Raw genomic sequence first — 16,408 nt, 5'->3', positions numbered from 1 at the left:
AGCCTTAATCCGCCCTGTCAGACACCGGCATTGCGTCGCAAACAAGTTCACGGCGATCACGTAAACTTATAGACACGTCATTACCCGCCGTTGCCGGCACAGCCCGAAAGACGCCGCATTGTCCGCATCCGACGCTGCCCCCGCCCTAATGACCGCCCGGATCGAGCAATGGCCGATCGCTGGCGCCTTCACCATCAGCCGCGGCGCCAAGACCGAGGCCGTCGTCGTGGTCGCCGAGATCAGCCGTGGCGGCGTAACCGGCCGCGGCGAATGCGTGCCCTATGCGCGCTATGGCGAGACCCCTGAGGCTACGCTGGCGGCCATTCTGGCGATGCAGGACCGATTTGCCGCAGGCCTCGGCCGTGACGCCTTGCAATCGGCCATGCCTGCCGGTGCCGCCCGTAACGCCGTGGATTGCGCCCTGCTCGATCTTGAAGCCAAGAGCCAGGGCCAGCGCGTCTGGGACTTGCTGCAGCGGCCGGCTCCCCGCGCCTGCACCACCGCCTATACGATCTCGCTTGGTACGCCCGAGGCGATGGCCTCCGCCACCGCAAAGGCCGCCTACCGACCGTTGCTGAAGATCAAGCTCGGCAGTGATGACGACATCAGCCGCATCGCGGCCGTGCGCCAGGCTGCACCGGAATCCGAATTGATCGTCGATGCCAATGAGGCGTGGACACCGGACAACCTGAAAGCCAATCTCGACGCCTGCCATAACGCCGGCGTCACGTTGATCGAGCAGCCGTTGCCGGCAGGCAAGGATGACGCGCTGATGCATGTGCATCGGCCGATCATGGTCTGCGCCGACGAGAGCGTGCATGGCCTCGCTTCGCTCGAGGCGCTGCGCGGGCGCTATGATGCGATCAATATCAAGCTCGACAAGGCCGGTGGCCTGACCGAAGCGCTGGCGATGGCCGATGCCGCGCGCGCCATGAATCTCGACATCATGGTCGGTTGCATGGTGGCGACGTCGCTGGCGATGGCGCCCGCGATGCTGATTGCGCAATATGCACGCTTCGTCGATCTCGATGGCCCGCTATTGCTCGCCGGGGATCGCGACGGCGGTTTGCGCTATGACGAAAGCACGGTCTATCCGCCCGACGCGGCACTCTGGGGCTGATCGCCCGCAACGCCCGGCGGCTGCCCGGCGCGATGCCGGCCGAACCATATGACGGTCGCCCCGGCAAGGCCAAGCACGGCCATCACGTAGTAAACGCCCTCGCCGTAACGCGCATAGATCGCGCCTGACAGAACTGCCATGCTGCTCATCACGAGGCCGGTGCAGGCGGTGACGTAGCCCTGCGCCCGCGCCATCACATGCGGCGGCACGTGATGCAGCAACAGGCCCATTGTGCCGAGTTGCGTCAGACCGTAGGTCGCGCCGTGCAGCAATTGCACAACCACGAGAATCGGGAGCGGAAGCGTTTGCGCGGTCAGCGTCCAGCGCAGCAATGCGCCAAGGCCACCAAGGATGACCATGGTTGCAGGTGACAAAGTCAGGCGTGGCGACACTGCGAACAGAATGATTTCGGCGAGCACGCCGAGCGTCCACAGACCCGCGATAGTGAGGCCGTCGAGGCCGGACGCCTGCCAGGTGATCGACGCGAAGGTGTAGTAGCCGGCATGGCTGCCCTGGATCAGCGCCGCGGAGATCGCGATCGCGAGGAAGCCGGGATCGCGCAGCAATGCGCTTGCCTTCGACAGCACCGTGCCGTCGCCCACCGGCGCGCCCAATGGCTGCAGACCGAGACTGACGACAGCCGAGAGCACCATCGCTGCAACAATCACCCAGATCAGATGCTGACCGTCGAGCCAGTTGACCACCAGACCGCAGGCAAGCGCGCCAACCACGAAGGCGGCCGAGCCCCACAGCCGCAGCGGACCGTAACTGAAGCCGAAGCGCACCACGCCTTTCAGCGCATAGCCATCGGTCAACGCCGTGAGCGGCGTCCAGACCACTGCCGTCAGCGCGAACACCAGGAGCACGGCGAGCGGTTCGCGTAGCGTGCCTACTGTCGCAAAGCCGATCATGGTGAGGAAGGCACAGACAATCATCGTCTGGCGCAGGGCATGACGGCGCTCTGCGAAAGCGGTGATGAAGGGCAGCGTGGTGAAGCGCGTCATCGACGGCACAGCAAGGATGGCGCCGATCCAGGTCGGGTCGATGCCGATCGCCTTCAGCCAGACCGGGAAGAACGGCAGATAGAAGCCGCTGGAGCCGAACACGGTGCCGTAGAACATCGCCAGCCGCTGCGCGAATTTGCGGCGGATTTGCGGGGCGCTATGGGTGGCAGATTCGGCTATCATGAGGTGAACTGCGATTCGCCACAGGATCGTGGAGATGGTTACATACCGCGCATCCCTGTGCGCGCCACGAGTTATCATGATGGCCGAAGAAGCATTTGCCCTGTCGCCGATCTCCGCCCGCCCCACACTGCCGGGCGAGGCAGACTATGACGCGATCCGCGAAGCCTTCATGGAGACCGCGCGCGGCCGCTGGTTTCTCGCCGAATATGCCAAGCGCAACCGCACGGCCGATACCAGCCTAGTGCTCGAAGCCGTCACGCGGCTGGAAGCCAATCTCGCCGCCCAGAAGCAGGCGCCGGCGCTCAGCCTGATCGCCGCGCTCGGCGCGATCCGTTCTGCCGTCCGTCAAGCCAAGGCCAGCGCCATCGAAGCGATGCCGCGCGTCGACGCCGACGAGGTTTTGACCGGCGCCCGTAACGGCACCCGCATCATCCGCGAGATCGCCTGGACCCTGCGCGAATGCGGCGCCGACACGCGGATCTGCGATCTGCTCGACACGCAGGTCAAGGCCATCGAGGCTGGCCAGCAGGCTCTCAATGGCAACGGCCGTGAGGATGTGCTGGCGAGCTACGACTTGCTGATGCAGCGGGTCGAGCAGATGGTCGATGGCAGCGCGACGACGACTGCGCAGGCCGAACCGACTCCGGCTGCCGAAAAGGTCGAGCCCGTTGTCGCAGAGGCGCGCGAAGCATCCGTGACGCCGTTGTTCAAGTCGCAGGCGAGCGAAGTACTCGCTGAAACGGTCACGATCTCAAGCGTCGAACCGCCGCGCGCCGCTGTACAGCCGGCCCCCGCAGAGACGGTCGCCGCAGAGACCGTCGCTGAAACGGCCGCGCCTGTCGCAGAAGCCACCGCGGAGCTTGCCGCCACGATGGCCGAGGTCTCCGCGGCTATCGCTGCGGACGATGTCCCGGAGGCGCCTGAAACGGCAGGGATTGCTGAGGACGAACATGACCTCGCCGTCCTCGATATGGTCGCCGCAGAGATGGGCGCGCTCGATCTGAGCGAGCCCGACGTTATTGAGCCTCAGCCTGCCGAGCCTCAATACCTTGAGCCTGAGGTGATGCAGGTTGAAGCTGTCGCTGTTCAGCCAGCCGAGCCCGAAGCCCTCAATCCCGATCTGATGACGCTAGCGCAGATCGCCGAGGTTGCACTGGCACCCGAGCCGCCGCAGCCGGATCTGGTACCTCAGGTGGAAGCCGCCGCGCCGTCGCTTGGCGCAGCGCTGATTGCTGGCGGCGTGATCGCGGATCCGAACGCGCCGGCGTCGGACCCGCTGGCGCCGATCCGCAAGATGACGCAGGCCGAGAAGATCGCGTTCTTCTCGTAAGCGCTTCAGCTCAGGCGTTGATGATCCTGGCGTAGAGATCCGCATCGACATTGCCGCCGGACAAAACGATCACCACCGTCTTGCCGCGCGCGTCGAAACGCCCGTGCATCAGCGCAGCCAGCGCCACGGCGCCACCGGGCTCGACCACCAGCTTCAAGTCGCGGAACGCAAAGGCCATTGCCTTGCGGACTTCGTCGTCGGTGGCCGTGACGCCCCCCGACAGCAGATGCTGATTGACGGCGAAGGTGATTTCGCCGGGCGTCAGGGCCATCAGAGCGTCGCAGATCGTTCGCCCCGCATTGCTGTGGGCGACGCGCTTGCCGGCGCGCAATGAGAGGCCGTGATCGTCAAAGCCCGCGGGCTCTGCGACGATGATCGAGGTCTCGGGGAATCGCGCCTTCACGGCGGTCGCGATGCCGCCGATCAGGCCGCCACCGGACGCCTGCGCAGACACGATGTCCGGCACGATGCCCAAGGCGGCCATGTCTTCGGCGATCTCGCGGCCGACAGTGCCCTGCCCGGCCATCACGAACGGATCGTCATAGGGCGGCACGACCGTGGCGCCGCTCTTGCCGGCGATGTCGCGGGCGATGGCTTCGCGGTCTTCCTTGTCGCGATCATAGAGCACGACTTCGGCGCCATAACCCCTGGTGCGCTCGACTTTCGACACCGGCGCATCGGACGGCATCACGATGGTCGCCTTCATGCCGAGGATCTGCGCTGCAGCGGCTACGCCCTGCGCATGATTGCCGGACGAGAATGCGACGACGCCCCTGCCGCGCTCCCCCTCGGGGATCGAGGAAATCTTGTTGAAGGCGCCGCGAAACTTGAACGAGCCGGTCCGCTGCAGCACTTCCGGCTTCAGGAACACTTTCGCGCCGGTCAGCGCATCGAGCGCAGGCGACCGGAGCAACGGCGTACGCGCTGCATAAGGGGCGATGACGCGCGCGGCAGCATCGATATCGGCGGACGCAATCGGCAATGGGGTGTTTGTCATGCGCGCATTTTATCGCGCGGCACAACCGGCGGGCAAGCTATACAAAGAGCATGTCAGGCAGCGAAACGCGGATGCTTCGCTGCGGACGGTGCACGGGCGGCGATTTCGGCCCGCACATGGCTGATATTGTTGACGAAAGCGCGTGCCGACGCTTCCCAGGTGTGACCGGCAGCAAACTTGAGACAATCTTGCGGCGAGATTTCGAGCGCCTTGAGACAGGCCTGCCGCAAGTCATCCGACAACACACCGACCGGCGACCCGCCGATCACGTCCTTCGGACCCGTCACCGGGAAGGCTGCCACCGGCACGCCGCTCGCCAACGCCTCGAGCAGGACGAGACCATAGGTGTCGGTCTTGCTCGGAAACACGAAGACATCGGCTGAGGCGTAGGCAACGGCCAGAGCTTCTCCCTGCAACGCGCCCGTGAACACCGCCTCGGGATATTTCGCTTCGAGCGCGGCACGTGCCGGGCCGTCGCCAACCACGACCTTCGTACCCGGCAGGTCGAGATCGAGGAAGGCTTCGAGGTTCTTCTCGACGGCGACGCGGCCAACCGAGAGGAAAATCGGTTTCGGCTTGCCGAGATCGACCTGCCGCGGATGAAACAGATTGGCGTCGACGCCGCGCGGCCACAGCACGACATTGCGGAAGCCGCGGCCACGTAGCTCGGTCGCGAGCGCTGGCGTAGCCGCCATCACGGCAGAGCTGGCGCCATGGAAGCGGCGCAGGCCGGCCCAGACCCAGGATTCCGGTATCGGAAAACGCGCCGAGATATATTCGGGAAAGCGCGTGTGGAAACTGGTGGTGAAGGGAATGCTCCGGCGGCGGCAATAGGCACGCACCGAAAATCCGATCGGGCCTTCGGTGGCGATATGGATATTGTCGGGCTTCGCCTCGTCGATCAGTTGCGCAATCTTGCGGCGGCTCGGGATCGCAACGCGCAAATCAGCGTAGCTCGGCAGCCCGACCGTACGAAACGATTCCGGCGTGAGAAAACTCACATCGACGCCAAAGCCCTTCGCCGCCTCCGCCATCATTGTCAGCGTGCGTACGACACCGTTGACTTGGGGATGCCAGGCGTCGGTAGCGACGAGAATGCGCATCAGGCCGCCATCCTTCACGCCGCCTTGGCCGGTGCAAGCGCCTGCACCGGCATGCCGCGGCGGACCGGATCGGTCCAGGTAATGATCTCGAAGCGGCCATCCTCGTGTTCGACCAGCGCCGTACAGCTTTCGACCCAGTCGCCGCAGTTCATGTAGCGGATACCGTGCTCGTCGCGGATCGTCGCGTAGTGGATATGACCGCAGATCACGCCGTCAGCGCCGTGACGCCGCGCCTCACCGGCCAGCGTCTCTTCGAACGCGCCGATATAGTTGACGGCGTTCTTCACCTTCATCTTGGCCCATTTCGACAGCGACCAGTAAGGGAAGCCGAACAATTTGCGCAACGCATTGACCAGACGATTCATCTGGATCGCGAAGTCATAAGCCTTGTCGCCGAGATGGGCGAGCCAGCGCGCGTTCTGCACCACAAGGTCGAAAATGTCGCCATGGATGACAAGATACTTCTTGCCGTCCGCGCCTTCATGCGTCGCGGTCTCGACGACCTCGATACCGCCGAAATGCGTGCCGTAATAGCTGCGCAGAAACTCGTCGTGATTGCCGGGAATATAAACGACCTTGGCGCCCTTGCGCACCTTGCGCAGCATCTTCTGGACGAAGTCGTTATGGGACTGCGGCCAGTGCCAGCCGGATTTCAGCGCCCAACCATCAACGATGTCGCCAACGAGATAGATGGTATCGGCATCATGGGTACGGAGGAAGTCCAGCAGCCGGTCAGCCTGCGATCCGCGGGCGCCAAGGTGGACGTCGGAGATAAACAAGGTGCGAAAGCGCTTTTCGTTGCCTTCACTCATCACGTCTCTTTCCATGTCGAGCAGCTAACTGATTTGCATGACACGGCGATGACGATTTACGCCGCCAGCGCCGCCGCGGTTCGCTCAAAAGTAACCAATGTGTAGATGCCGAACGGCGCCACCTTGCGGCGTTCGACGAGGATCGATTCAGCATTCGCCTGCGACCACGCCTGCAGCCGCGCGAACGGGAATTCCGGGCGCAGACCGAGGGAACGGGTCTTCACGGCGGCCCAGCGCTCGACGGCGGCTGCCAGACCAGTCTCCGAATACAGATGATTGACGAGAATGATGCGGCCGCCCGGCTTCACCACGCGGTGGCATTCCGACAGCACCTGCTCGGGATTCTCGACGAGGGTGATCACGAACTGGGCTACAACACAGTCGAAGGTCGCGTCAGAAAATGTCATCGCATGGGCGTCCATCTCTCTGATGTCCTTGACCCATGGATAGCGGCCAGTCGCCATCTTGGCGCGCGCCTTGGCGAGCATGGGCGCGCTCAGATCGATACCGGTGATCTCGGTTGTCGCATCATAGTCATCGAATGACAGGCCGGTGCCAACGCCGACTTCAAGCACCTTGCCGCCCACAGCGCGCGCTGCTTCCGCAGCCGCACGGCGCCCCTTCAGCATCACCGGACCGCACACCGCATCATAGATCGGAGCCCAGCGCGCATAGGCCGTTTCAACAATGGACTTTTCGAGATCCAGCGTCGTCATCGAAGGTTCCGCCCAGCGTGTCCGGAAGAATCGGACAACCCATTTGCTGTTCGGCTGATATCAAGCCGGGATGACAGATCGACGACAGAGTGTCGCAGGAACAAGTATCTGAGTGCTGTGGACACCCCCTGTGTCGTCGCCATCCTGAGGAGCTCGCTCCTGGGAGGCTCGAAGGATGAGGCTACGGGTGCCTCGGCGCGTCCAGGGCCCTAAGACGTTGACGGCGATGGCTAAGAACCATGCCACCTGTAGAACCATTCGTATCTATTAACAGCCACTAAAGGTTTTCCACGCAGGATTCGGCGATGGGCACGCTCAGAATCATCCTCGCGATTTCCGTTGCATTCGCGCATTTCGGGCTGCCTTTCGGCATTCTCACCAGCGATATCGCCGTACAGAGCTTCTTTGTTATTTCTGGGTTCTATATGGCCCTGGTGCTGAACGAGAAATACGCGCCCGGTTCCTATCGGCTGTTCATCTCCAACCGCATGCTGCGCCTGTTTCCGGCATACCTGCTCGTGCTGACTCTCTCCCTCGTCGTGACCGGGCACTGGAAGCAACTGATGTCTCTGGACCCGTTTGACGCCGCATATTTCGTCGTCTCCCAATTAGTGATCATTGGTCAGGAGACGTATTTTTTTCTGGTTGTTCGAGATGGTGGGCTGGTGCTCGCCTTGCAGCCGGCCGGTGTACCCGACCTGCTCTACACATTCGCCCCGATTCCGCAGGCATGGACTCTGGCACTGGAGATCTACTTCTATCTGCTCGCGCCGTTGCTGGTGAGACGAGGACCGATCGCGATTGTCTCAGCTATCGCTGCAAGCCTTGTCTTCCGGATGGGAGTTCAATGGCTATTCGGCTTCAGTGGAGACCCGTGGTCCTATCGCGTATTTCCTTCCGAGATGGCGTTGTTCTGCGCGGGAGCGCTAGGCTACCAAGTATACGCATCCGGAGATGACAGCCGACGAGCCCGCCTGAACGCACTGCTCGTACTGGCTTCGGCGCTGATATTCGTTTGCCTCACGATCAACAAGTCGAAAGGATTCGAGACGCTGCCGTCGATCTTGTTCCTCGCCATTGTGATCGTCGCAGTTCCCAGACTGTTCGAGCTAAGCAAGAACATAGGATGGGACAGATATCTCGGCGAGCTGTCCTATCCAATCTATATCTGCCATTTCCTATTTGGATGGATATTGCTGCCGGAGACGCTTCTAGCGTCCTACGGCGCGCTATTCCTCACCGTGACGACGTCGATACTGATCTATCATCTTGTCGATCGACCGATCGATCGCTGGCGACAAAAGCGCTTTGCCCGAATTCAACGCAAGGTGAGCGAGCGCGGCCCATTAAGCAGCCGTGTAACGGTGCGACCGATTTAATAGAACGCGTAGAAATGCTGCACCGGGCCGGTCCCGTAGCCGCCCTTGATCAGCACAGCGTTGCAGCCGAGCGCGAGCGCTTCGCGGACGTGCGTCTCTCCGGCTTCGGCATCAAGCTTCAAGACGGGTCGCTAGATCGCAGAGCCGCTACAGCGCCTGGATCGCGAATCCGGCGCTGACGCGCGCGGAATTTGCAAGACGAAGCCCTTCCTGAACGCCTTCGACACGCTTGGCGGCCTTTTCGCGGCGCCTTAAGCGAAAATAACGCTGCTCTGACGCCTGACTGACGTCGGCGACGACGTCGACCGGCTTCAATGCTTGTCACGCAGCGATGTGCCTGGATATCCCGGTCACAAAATCGGAGCACCACCATGCGCGCCTACGCCCAGTTTGTATCAGGCGACGATCATATGCGTCTCGGCGCGATCTTCAGCCTGCCTGCCACGTGGCGGCAGCGAGCCCGTTTCAGGGCAGAGTTGCGCGCGGATATCAGAGACAGGCCCGATTTCCTCCGCGATATCGGCATCGGCCTGTACGAGGCGCATGCCGAAGCGTCACGGTTTTTCTGGGAGCCTTGGCTACTGAAGCGCCGCTAGTCCAAAATCATACTTTGCTGCGGCGGACCTACGCTCGACCAAGAGCATAACATTCGTCTTTTCCAACAACGGTTGATCGGACGATGTAACGCTCATACTGCGCCGATCTCTCAACAACACTTCTGTAGCGCCCAACTAACGCCGGCGATGACGTCGACAGGCTTCAATGGGTGTCACGCGAGTCCTGCGCCCGCACATTCGGATCGCAAGGGTCTTTACCAGATAGCTACCGATTTCGGACCGATGCAATTCCAATAATTGCGATCGCGATTGCTTCGCATTCCGCGGAGCACTTGAGAGGCCCGCCAGGGCAAATACGTAACCAGGCAAGGGGTGCGCATGCAGATGGTTGGCAGGCTATTGTCCGCACTTGGCGGACAAGGACCAGCGCTTTTGGTGATCTCGCTTTGTGCAGGGCTCTTGATCCAACCTTTCGCTCATTTCGGCTACGATCTTTTGCCGTTCTCGGCATTTCTCCTGACACTAGGCTCGTTTCTCACAGCCGGTCTCGCGCCATCCGAAGCCAGGATTCGTCTGCCTCTGATGGCCCTGGTGGTTGCCTGGGTTGGCCTGGCGCTTCCGCTGGCCGCTGCGGTTCTACTGTCCTTCCTTCCGCTTGATCCTGCGCTGCGGGCCGGTGTTCTGCTTTCTCTCCTGGCGCCGCCGGTCGGAAGCGCGGCCGCGATCGCTGGAATGCTTGGTCTGCGAACACGTCTCGCTTTACTCGTATCCATCGCACTCACCCTCCTCACGCCGATTTCAATTCCGTGTTTTGCCACAGTGCTCGGACTTGGAATTGAATTCGACATGGGCGCGCTGGCTATCCGATTGTTCAGCATCATCGGCGCTGCAGGCTTGGTTGCCTTTCTGGCAATACGGTTTCGCCGCAATCTGATGCCCGTTCTGCCCGACCAACACGCTGCCACCGGGGTCGCCGTTATCGGACTCATCATCGTCGGACTGGCAACCTCGCAGGGCATACGGACCCACTGGATCAGCAATCCGCTAGGTTTCGACGTCATGCTGGCCGCGGCGATCGTCTCCAACTTCGGACTGTGCGTACTCGCAACTTTGACATTCGCGAGAATGGGGTTACAGACCGCTGGAACGATAGGCCTCGTGAGCGGAAACCGTAATGTCACTCTCGTGTGGGCAGCGGCCAGCTTTGGTCTGCCATCTCTCGCGGAGGGTTATGTCGCTGCGTGCGTCATCCCTGTCCTCGCGCTCCCTCTCATCGTCAAGCTTTGCCTCAAACTACCTTCCTTCAGCCGTCTCCTCCCGCAAAACTGATGACCAAGAGGCGACAGCCCCCGATCAGCACTCGTACGGGGGGCCAAATCCCGCGTAAACAGACACAGACATTGTATTTCGCTGGGAAACGCGCTGGGCCATAGATACGATCTATGGCCTATGGGGGACGGCACATTGGACAAACTCACTCTGAACGATCCGCTATTCGCTACCTACGTCATTGCTGCGAGCCTGACGATCCTCAAGGCTGTGGCGATGTCGTGGCTGACTGTAGTCCGTATGGTCGACGTCAAAGGCGGCTACCGTTCGCCCGAGGATATCAAGAAGACGCCGATGAACCCCGCGCCCGACCCGGCGCAACTCTTGCCCAACGAGCGCGTCGAGCGGATTCGCCGGATCCAAATGAACGACCTCGAGAGCCTGCCCTACTTCCTGGTCGCGGGCTTGCTCTACATTCTCACGCAACCATCCCTGCTGCTCGCCCAATGGCTGCTATACGGCTACGTCGCCTCACGTCTGCTTCACTTCATCGCCTATCTCACCGGACAGATTCATGAGATACGCGCAACCTTCTGGACTGTAGGCTCGCTCATCCTGATCTTCATGACCGTCCGGACGTTGATATCTGCAGTCGGCGCGTGAAGTTCAAGCCGTAACGCCGGCTTCGCGCTGGGCCGATAGGTAACGTTCAAGATCGTCGTCCTGCTTGAAGAAGCGCATGGCACGAAGCTCTGCGATAGTTGTCTTTTGCACGGCATCGCGCTGGCGCGTCACGTCGCGGGCCTCTTCCAATCGCCTGGCGGCTACAAGATTGGCTACCAGCATGCGATGGCCCGTACCGTTGGCCGGATTCTGCTGGATCGAGTTGCGCGCCCACAAGACACCATCCTCAGGGCGTCCGAGCGCAAAGCACGATGCAGCCAGGCCCGTCATCCAAAAATGGAGCATATTGTCGTAGGGGCTGAGGGCGATCGAGCGGTGAAGACATGTGACAGCATGCTCATAGTCGCCCCCCATGCTGTCGATCATTCCAAGAATACCCCAGGCGAAGGCGGAGCTTGGATTGAGGCGCACAGCTTCCTTGCAATGGATGCGCCCCTGATCGTTGTTGCCGACCGGACCAAACAATGTGAAGCCATAGACCGCATGGGCGAAAGCATCTGCGCCATCTTGCTCGACGGCGCGGCGCGCCAAGACGAGGGCTTCGACCAACGTTTCCGGCAACGCCGCGGCCCCCAGAGGCGACGCCATGACAAGTGCCCAAGCAAGGGACGCCAGCGTGGCTGGGCGCAGCTGATCGCGCTTGAGAGACTGTCGCAACAATACGATCGCCCTCGTGATCCCGTCACGGGTTCCGTTCCATAGATGGGGAAGCGCTCGCAGGTAGATGTCGTAAGCCGAAAGATCAGAGAGCGGCTTGCGCCTTGCGCGCTCGACCTCGGCGCTCCGCACGGCCGGATCAATCACTGCAGCGACGCTCGCGCTGATGTCATCCTGCAGATCGAAAACATCGACGATGGCGCGATCGTAGCGATCAGACCAGACCTGAACCTCATCGCGGGCATGGGTCAGTTCGGCCGATACACGAATGCGGTTGCCCGCTTTGCGGATGTTGCCGCTCAGGACGTATTGAACACCGAGTTGTTGCGCGATTTGCCGGCTGGTCAGCCTTCTATCCTTGAAGGCGAAGCTCGATCCGCGTGCGATGACCACGAATTCGCGAAAGCGCGACAAAGCGGTGATGATGTCCTCGGTGACACCGTCAGCGAAGTATTCCTGCTCCGGGTCGTCGCTCATGTTCCGAAACGGCAAAACCACGATGGATGGTTGATCCATGACCATCATCAGAGCAGGCGTAAGTGGAGTCGATATCTCGATCTCGCTGACAGCCACCGATTCGATCAGTGTCTGGGCTCTGCGTAGTTCGGCAACGAGCGCTCTGGTTGCCTCGTCCGGCTCTGTATTGAGCTCTCGCTTCAGAAGCCCAACGACCTCTTGATAGTATTTGAGCGCTTCAGCTTTACGCCCAGTTGCAGACAGAGCTTGCATGATCAGCCGGTGCGCATCCTCACGCATGTTGTTCAGTGCGCTGGCACGGTGCCCGGCCTTCAATGCGTGATCGGCGCGACCGGCGACCAGTTCTTTTTCGCCGAGCCCGACCATCGCAGTCAGAGCCAGCTCCTGAAATCGCTGGCGTTCGCCAGCCAGCCAATCGCTCCAGCCTTCTTCGCTAACACCGATGTCATCGACGAAGCGCCCTCGATAGAGATCCGCTGCCTCACCCAGCGCATCACGGCCGCCTTCCCGCACCAAGGCCTCGAACCGGCTGATATCGCACAGGATCACCGTCGTATTCAGCGATACGAACTCGCCATCGCTCTTGAGAGCATCCCGACCCAGAATTTGACGTAGCTTGAACAGTGACTGACGGAGGTTCTGCCTTGCTTGCGCGTCGAAATAAGACCCCCAGAACAGGGTCGACAGTTTTTCGCGCGGCTGAGGCTCCGGTGCCGTGCAAGCCAGATAAGCAAGCAATCCCGAGAGCTTCTTGTTTGGCAAGCCGACCACGCCGTTCGGCCCGGCGAGCACGACGCGTCCCAAAAGCGAAAGATTAAATTTTGGGCACACTGTCGGCTACTTCCAAATTTTGAACAAATGCGTCCTCTGAATATACATTTAACTCAGATTGGCAACTTTGCGAGCAGTATTAACGCAGCGATGACGGCTGACTAACGCCGGTGAGACGGCGGCGGGTTCAAGTCAAAATGCGACGAGATGCGAATGGCATTCGGCGCAGAGCAACTTCACCCGGAAGCCGTCATGCGCACGCGTCACATCATTGCAGTCGTCGTTACCCTGACCGTGATCCTCGCAGGAGTTGATGTGGCGCTGACTTCCCTGGCCGCTCCGAAAGCCAGGGCGGCTTCGCACACCACGCCTCCCGTCTCACCCCTCCTTTTCGGAGGCGACTGATCTCAGTTCGATTTCGAAGTAGCCATCAAGCAGGAGGTCGCATTGACCAATACCGCGCAACTACAAGCGCGATCGTATGCCTTTCTCTCAACCGAAGACGAACGACGAGTCGTCGCGAGATGGAGAATTGGAGTGATCGCGTTCTATGGCTCGATTTTGTTGATTGCATTGGCAGCAACGAGCCAGAGGCCAAAAGCGGATCAGACTGACCTCGCTTCCGATGATTTCGTCACATACCACATGTCGAGCCGGCCGTTACCGTAGGCGAACAAAGCCAACGCCGCGACAGCATCGCTGCCAATGCCAGCAAGCGCAACGAAGGTTCAATGCAAATTTCAAGCGTGTCAGGCGGGCCGAGCGGTCAGCAAGCTCACCTGCATCATCCCGTGAAGTATCAGGAAAAGAGTGATGAAGACCGACTTTCCGGCGCCATCTCCAGCACCTATGGGGGCCTCGATGATCGTCAGCGCACTTCATGAATCCCGTCGCCGGCAGGCAATCAACGTCATTCATCGCTACCAGCATCTTATCTCCGACCGCATCGAAACCAATCTTGGCAAGCCCATTCCATCGCCGGACACGCGCGTTCGTCAGATACAGAACAGTGAAGGGAAAAGAAACGTGAGGCGGCTGAGCGAAACACACCTGATCATCCTGATCCTTATCGGCTTCGGCATTGTGCACGTGATTGGCGGCGTCCTGCTGGCACGGGCGGCGCCCGAGCATAGTCGCCCTGTGAATATAGCAGCCTGGGGCGACTGATCGCGGCAGGCGAAGACGGCATCAATCATCAATGGATGGCAACAATCGTGAGGCTGACATGACTGCAATCGCGAGCGCGATGTCCCGCGCGATTCGTTCGATCACCGGAGCCGATGTGCTCAGGCATTTTCTGTTTTTCTGCGGAGCCGGAATTCTGGTGTTCGTGCTCTCGCTCACTTACGGCCTGGATTTGAGCTCGGGCCTTTTCTGATCCTCGCCACGATTACGCAACTGAAGCGTCCAATTCCCCGCAGGCCATATCCGCACGAGGTCACCACGTGAACGCTCTGATCGCCACCTATATCGCATGGATCATCGCCCAAACCGGCTTCGCCCCTCCGGCTCACCCGCCAATCCATTTCGCGACGTCAGCAGAAATGGCTGCGCTAAGTGGTGCGCCGGAAAATAGCGGGCTCGAATTTCAAGCCCTCTACAGCCGCGAACAAGGCACGATCTACCTTCCCCACGAATGGCAACCGGTCAATTTGCGGCAGAAGAGCGCGCTGCTGCACGAACTCGTGCATCACGTGCAACGGGCCAACAACGTCGAAGCTCCGTGTGTGGCAGCCCACGAACGCCAGGCCTATGACCTTCAGATGACATGGCTACGCGAACAGGGGGTCGAGGATCCCTACGGCCTCATCGGCACGAATGAGCTCACAATCTACATGGTGAGCGTCTGCCGCGACGGTTCGTAAGCGGCACGCGACGTTCCTTCGTCATAGGCCATGAGATGCAACGGGCTCGTGCGCGAGCCGATGCTCAGGCGATTGGAGCGCGCCGAGGTTGGTTTGAGCCGATCTGGACCTGCCTAATAGAACGCATGGAAGTGATGCACCGGGCCGTGGCCGTGCCCGACCGTAAACCGATCAGCGGCGCTGATCGCCGCTGTGACATACGCTTTCGCTGAACGCACCGCGGCTTCCAGCGTCTCGCCTTTGGCAAGCCCTGCGGCGATCGCTGACGATAGCGTGCAGCCGGTACCGTGCGTGTTCTTCGTCGCCACACGTGGCGCAGGCAATGCGATGGCGCGGTCGGCGGTGATGAAATAGTCGGTGCTCTCCGGGCCATGGCCGTGACCGCCCTTGATCAGCACAGCCTTGCAGCCGAGCGCGAGCAGACGCTTGCCCTGCGCCTCGATGGCCGCATCGCCCTCTGCCATCGGCTCGTCGAGCAGTGCGGCGGCCTCTGGTAGGTTCGGCGTGATAATCTGCGCCCGCGGGATCAGCGTACTGCGCAGCGCGGCGATGGCCTCCGGCGCCAGCAGACGATCGCCTGAGGTCGCCACCATCACGGGATCGAGCACCACATGTTTCGGCTGCCATGTCGCAAGGCCGGCGGCGATGGCCTCGATCACATCGCGCTGAGCGACCATGCCGATCTTCACCGCGCCGACCGCGAGATCGACGAACACGGCGTTGATCTGTTCAGCGACAAACTCCGCCGGCACCTGATAGATGCCGGTGACGCCTTTGGTGTTCTGCGCGGTCAGTGCTGCGATCACCGACGCGCCATAGACGCCCAGCGCCGCGAAGGTCTTGAGGTCGGCCTGGATCCCGGCGCCGCCCGAGGAATCCGAACCGGCAATGGTCAGCGCAATGGGTGTGGTCATCGGAAAAACTCGCACGAGATCAAGGGATAAGCAGCCATACCAGTCCTACCCTGCCAGTCATGAACCAGCAACCCGGCGACATGCTGGCGGCTTGCGCCGCCCCCTGTTTTGGGCTTGATGATCTCTAAAATCGCCCGTTTCCGGAGAATCCCGATGGTCCCCTTCTTTGTCCAGTTCAAGTGCAAGCTTGGCCAGTCCTACGCCGTCGCCAACGCGCTGGCCGAAGCCGAAATCGCCTCGGAGATCTATTCCACCGCTGGGCATTACGACCTGCTGGTGAAGTTCTACGTCGATAACGCCACCGACATCGGCCATTTCGTGAACGAGAAAGTGCAGACCATCCCGGGCATCCAGGACACGCATACGATCATTACGTTCAAGGCGTTTTGAGGCGGAGCGCATAGCGCTTCGAGAGTTTCGCACCGGCGGTGTACTCCCTCTCCCCGCTCTGCGCGGGGAGAGGGTTGGGGTGAGGGGCGAGGCAGTCGGCTCGCCAAGATGAAGCATTCTCGGATCACACGAATTCCGATCCGTGAACTCGAAATATGTGATGAGGCCGTGCCATGCCCC

At 61.1% G+C, this 16,408-nt stretch carries 20 protein-coding genes; 11 read left to right on the top strand and 9 right to left on the bottom strand.

All coding sequences use genetic code 11. From position 1 onward, the window contains the following. Positions 1 to 148 precede the first annotated feature (148 nt). Positions 149 to 1,120, top strand: coding sequence for an N-acetyl-D-Glu racemase DgcA (dgcA, locus tag AB8A23_RS14385; protein WP_231081076.1), 972 nt, complete (start codon positions 149 to 151; stop codon positions 1,118 to 1,120). Here dgcA and AB8A23_RS14380 read toward each other — a convergent pair. Then, a complete protein-coding gene (locus AB8A23_RS14380) occupies positions 1,090 to 2,307 on the bottom strand; it encodes an MFS transporter (RefSeq protein WP_439059367.1) in 1,218 nt (405 codons plus the stop codon). The genes dgcA and AB8A23_RS14380 overlap by 31 nt on opposite strands. 79 nt (positions 2,308 to 2,386) lie before the next feature. Between AB8A23_RS14380 and AB8A23_RS14375 the strand changes: the two genes are divergently transcribed. After that, positions 2,387 to 3,637, top strand: a complete 1,251-nt coding sequence (locus AB8A23_RS14375; protein ID WP_439061185.1) for a hypothetical protein — start codon at positions 2,387 to 2,389, stop codon at positions 3,635 to 3,637. A gap of 10 nt (positions 3,638 to 3,647) precedes the next feature. On the opposite strand, the gene AB8A23_RS14370 is transcribed toward AB8A23_RS14375, so the two are convergent. Genes AB8A23_RS14370 through AB8A23_RS14355 form a run of 4 tightly spaced genes read right to left on the bottom strand, consistent with a single transcriptional unit; the run spans position 3,648 to position 7,265 of the window. After that, the gene (locus AB8A23_RS14370; protein ID WP_439059369.1) at positions 3,648 to 4,634 is read right to left on the bottom strand and encodes a threonine ammonia-lyase; all 987 of its coding nucleotides are present in this window, start codon (positions 4,632 to 4,634) and stop codon (positions 3,648 to 3,650) included. A gap of 53 nt (positions 4,635 to 4,687) precedes the next feature. Beyond that, positions 4,688 to 5,737 carry a glycosyltransferase family 4 protein gene (locus AB8A23_RS14365; RefSeq protein ID WP_439059370.1) on the bottom strand — a complete coding sequence of 350 codons (1,050 nt, stop codon included), beginning with the start codon at positions 5,735 to 5,737 and terminating at the stop codon, positions 4,688 to 4,690. Between the two features lie 14 nt (positions 5,738 to 5,751). After that, positions 5,752 to 6,549, bottom strand: a complete 798-nt coding sequence (locus AB8A23_RS14360) for a UDP-2,3-diacylglucosamine diphosphatase (RefSeq protein ID WP_374725715.1) — start codon at positions 6,547 to 6,549, stop codon at positions 5,752 to 5,754. 56 nt (positions 6,550 to 6,605) lie between these two features. After that, the gene (locus AB8A23_RS14355; RefSeq protein ID WP_093756645.1) at positions 6,606 to 7,265 is read right to left on the bottom strand and encodes a class I SAM-dependent methyltransferase; all 660 of its coding nucleotides are present in this window, start codon (positions 7,263 to 7,265) and stop codon (positions 6,606 to 6,608) included. A 305-nt stretch (positions 7,266 to 7,570) separates the two neighbouring features. On the opposite strand from AB8A23_RS14355, the gene AB8A23_RS14350 reads away from it, so the two are divergent. Next, positions 7,571 to 8,644 (top strand): acyltransferase family protein, encoded by a 1,074-nt coding sequence (locus tag AB8A23_RS14350; protein WP_439059371.1) that lies wholly within the window; start codon positions 7,571 to 7,573, stop codon positions 8,642 to 8,644. Here the strand turns inward: AB8A23_RS14350 and AB8A23_RS14345 are convergent. Both AB8A23_RS14345 and AB8A23_RS14340 read right to left on the bottom strand, forming a co-directional pair. Beyond that, the gene (locus AB8A23_RS14345) at positions 8,641 to 8,766 is read right to left on the bottom strand and encodes a hypothetical protein (protein WP_439059372.1); all 126 of its coding nucleotides are present in this window, start codon (positions 8,764 to 8,766) and stop codon (positions 8,641 to 8,643) included. The two genes, AB8A23_RS14350 and AB8A23_RS14345, sit on opposite strands and share 4 nt — an antisense overlap. 25 nt (positions 8,767 to 8,791) lie before the next feature. Then, entirely contained in the window at positions 8,792 to 8,959 is a 168-nt protein-coding gene (locus AB8A23_RS14340) for a hypothetical protein (protein ID WP_439059373.1), read from the bottom strand. Between the two features lie 56 nt (positions 8,960 to 9,015). On the opposite strand from AB8A23_RS14340, the gene AB8A23_RS14335 reads away from it, so the two are divergent. The 3 genes from AB8A23_RS14335 to AB8A23_RS14325 all read left to right on the top strand — a co-directional run bounded on the left by AB8A23_RS14335 (position 9,016) and on the right by AB8A23_RS14325 (position 11,133). After that, positions 9,016 to 9,240 carry a DUF1127 domain-containing protein gene (locus AB8A23_RS14335; protein ID WP_439059374.1) on the top strand — a complete coding sequence of 75 codons (225 nt, stop codon included), beginning with the start codon at positions 9,016 to 9,018 and terminating at the stop codon, positions 9,238 to 9,240. A 339-nt stretch (positions 9,241 to 9,579) separates the two neighbouring features. Continuing rightward, the gene (locus AB8A23_RS14330; RefSeq protein ID WP_439059375.1) at positions 9,580 to 10,530 is read left to right on the top strand and encodes a hypothetical protein; all 951 of its coding nucleotides are present in this window, start codon (positions 9,580 to 9,582) and stop codon (positions 10,528 to 10,530) included. 135 nt (positions 10,531 to 10,665) lie between these two features. Continuing rightward, the gene (locus AB8A23_RS14325) at positions 10,666 to 11,133 is read left to right on the top strand and encodes an MAPEG family protein (protein ID WP_184518843.1); all 468 of its coding nucleotides are present in this window, start codon (positions 10,666 to 10,668) and stop codon (positions 11,131 to 11,133) included. A 3-nt stretch (positions 11,134 to 11,136) separates the two neighbouring features. Here the strand turns inward: AB8A23_RS14325 and AB8A23_RS14320 are convergent, their stop codons facing one another. Further along, positions 11,137 to 13,119, bottom strand: coding sequence for a BTAD domain-containing putative transcriptional regulator (locus AB8A23_RS14320; protein ID WP_439059376.1), 1,983 nt, complete (start codon positions 13,117 to 13,119; stop codon positions 11,137 to 11,139). Positions 13,120 to 13,272: 153 nt separating this feature from the next. Here AB8A23_RS14320 and AB8A23_RS14315 point away from each other — a divergent pair, with 153 nt between their 5' ends. The 4 genes from AB8A23_RS14315 to AB8A23_RS14300 all read left to right on the top strand — a co-directional run bounded on the left by AB8A23_RS14315 (position 13,273) and on the right by AB8A23_RS14300 (position 14,924). Continuing rightward, entirely contained in the window at positions 13,273 to 13,464 is a 192-nt protein-coding gene (locus AB8A23_RS14315) for a hypothetical protein (RefSeq protein WP_116662864.1), read from the top strand. A 408-nt stretch (positions 13,465 to 13,872) separates the two neighbouring features. Further along, positions 13,873 to 14,226: a hypothetical protein gene (locus tag AB8A23_RS14310; protein WP_439059377.1), complete on the top strand. Its 354-nt coding sequence runs from the start codon at positions 13,873 to 13,875 to the stop codon at positions 14,224 to 14,226. A gap of 31 nt (positions 14,227 to 14,257) precedes the next feature. Continuing rightward, positions 14,258 to 14,437, top strand: coding sequence for a hypothetical protein (locus AB8A23_RS14305; RefSeq protein WP_439059378.1), 180 nt, complete (start codon positions 14,258 to 14,260; stop codon positions 14,435 to 14,437). A 67-nt stretch (positions 14,438 to 14,504) separates the two neighbouring features. After that, on the top strand, positions 14,505 to 14,924 hold the full coding sequence (locus AB8A23_RS14300; protein ID WP_439059379.1) for a DUF6647 family protein: 420 nt from the start codon (positions 14,505 to 14,507) through the stop codon (positions 14,922 to 14,924). A 113-nt stretch (positions 14,925 to 15,037) separates the two neighbouring features. Here AB8A23_RS14300 and thiD read toward each other — a convergent pair whose 3' ends face one another. Beyond that, positions 15,038 to 15,838, bottom strand: coding sequence for a bifunctional hydroxymethylpyrimidine kinase/phosphomethylpyrimidine kinase (gene thiD, locus AB8A23_RS14295; RefSeq protein ID WP_439059380.1), 801 nt, complete (start codon positions 15,836 to 15,838; stop codon positions 15,038 to 15,040). Positions 15,839 to 15,991: 153 nt separating this feature from the next. Between thiD and AB8A23_RS14290 the strand changes: the two genes are divergently transcribed. After that, the gene (locus tag AB8A23_RS14290) at positions 15,992 to 16,228 is read left to right on the top strand and encodes an Lrp/AsnC ligand binding domain-containing protein (RefSeq protein ID WP_068735543.1); all 237 of its coding nucleotides are present in this window, start codon (positions 15,992 to 15,994) and stop codon (positions 16,226 to 16,228) included. Positions 16,229 to 16,408: the final 180 nt, after the last annotated feature.

The organism is Tardiphaga sp. 619_E2_N8_4 (genome assembly GCF_051810905.1).
GTDB classification, from domain to species: Bacteria; Pseudomonadota; Alphaproteobacteria; order Rhizobiales; family Xanthobacteraceae; genus Tardiphaga; species Tardiphaga robiniae.
This window is presented reverse-complemented; position numbering and strand designations above follow the sequence as displayed.

What these genes read in the sequence shown, in the direction of transcription:
- AB8A23_RS14375 (WP_439061185.1), top strand. Translation starts at nt 2,387, where the DNA reads ATGGCCGAAGAAGCATTTGCCCTGTCGCCGATCTCCGCCCGCCCCACA.
- AB8A23_RS14350 (WP_439059371.1), top strand. Translation starts at nt 7,571, where the DNA reads ATGGGCACGCTCAGAATCATCCTCGCGATTTCCGTTGCATTCGCGCAT.
- dgcA (WP_231081076.1), top strand. Translation starts at nt 149, where the DNA reads ATGACCGCCCGGATCGAGCAATGGCCGATCGCTGGCGCCTTCACCATC.
- AB8A23_RS14380 (WP_439059367.1), bottom strand. Translation starts at nt 2,307, where the DNA reads ATGATAGCCGAATCTGCCACCCATAGCGCCCCGCAAATCCGCCGCAAA.
- thiD (WP_439059380.1), bottom strand. Translation starts at nt 15,838, where the DNA reads ATGACCACACCCATTGCGCTGACCATTGCCGGTTCGGATTCCTCGGGC.
- AB8A23_RS14310 (WP_439059377.1), top strand. Translation starts at nt 13,873, where the DNA reads ATGAAGACCGACTTTCCGGCGCCATCTCCAGCACCTATGGGGGCCTCG.
- AB8A23_RS14355 (WP_093756645.1), bottom strand. Translation starts at nt 7,265, where the DNA reads ATGACGACGCTGGATCTCGAAAAGTCCATTGTTGAAACGGCCTATGCG.
- AB8A23_RS14370 (WP_439059369.1), bottom strand. Translation starts at nt 4,634, where the DNA reads ATGACAAACACCCCATTGCCGATTGCGTCCGCCGATATCGATGCTGCC.
- AB8A23_RS14335 (WP_439059374.1), top strand. Translation starts at nt 9,016, where the DNA reads ATGCGCGCCTACGCCCAGTTTGTATCAGGCGACGATCATATGCGTCTC.
- AB8A23_RS14365 (WP_439059370.1), bottom strand. Translation starts at nt 5,737, where the DNA reads ATGCGCATTCTCGTCGCTACCGACGCCTGGCATCCCCAAGTCAACGGT.
- AB8A23_RS14290 (WP_068735543.1), top strand. Translation starts at nt 15,992, where the DNA reads ATGGTCCCCTTCTTTGTCCAGTTCAAGTGCAAGCTTGGCCAGTCCTAC.
- AB8A23_RS14360 (WP_374725715.1), bottom strand. Translation starts at nt 6,549, where the DNA reads ATGAGTGAAGGCAACGAAAAGCGCTTTCGCACCTTGTTTATCTCCGAC.
- AB8A23_RS14330 (WP_439059375.1), top strand. Translation starts at nt 9,580, where the DNA reads ATGCAGATGGTTGGCAGGCTATTGTCCGCACTTGGCGGACAAGGACCA.
- AB8A23_RS14315 (WP_116662864.1), top strand. Translation starts at nt 13,273, where the DNA reads ATGGCATTCGGCGCAGAGCAACTTCACCCGGAAGCCGTCATGCGCACG.
- AB8A23_RS14305 (WP_439059378.1), top strand. Translation starts at nt 14,258, where the DNA reads ATGGATGGCAACAATCGTGAGGCTGACATGACTGCAATCGCGAGCGCG.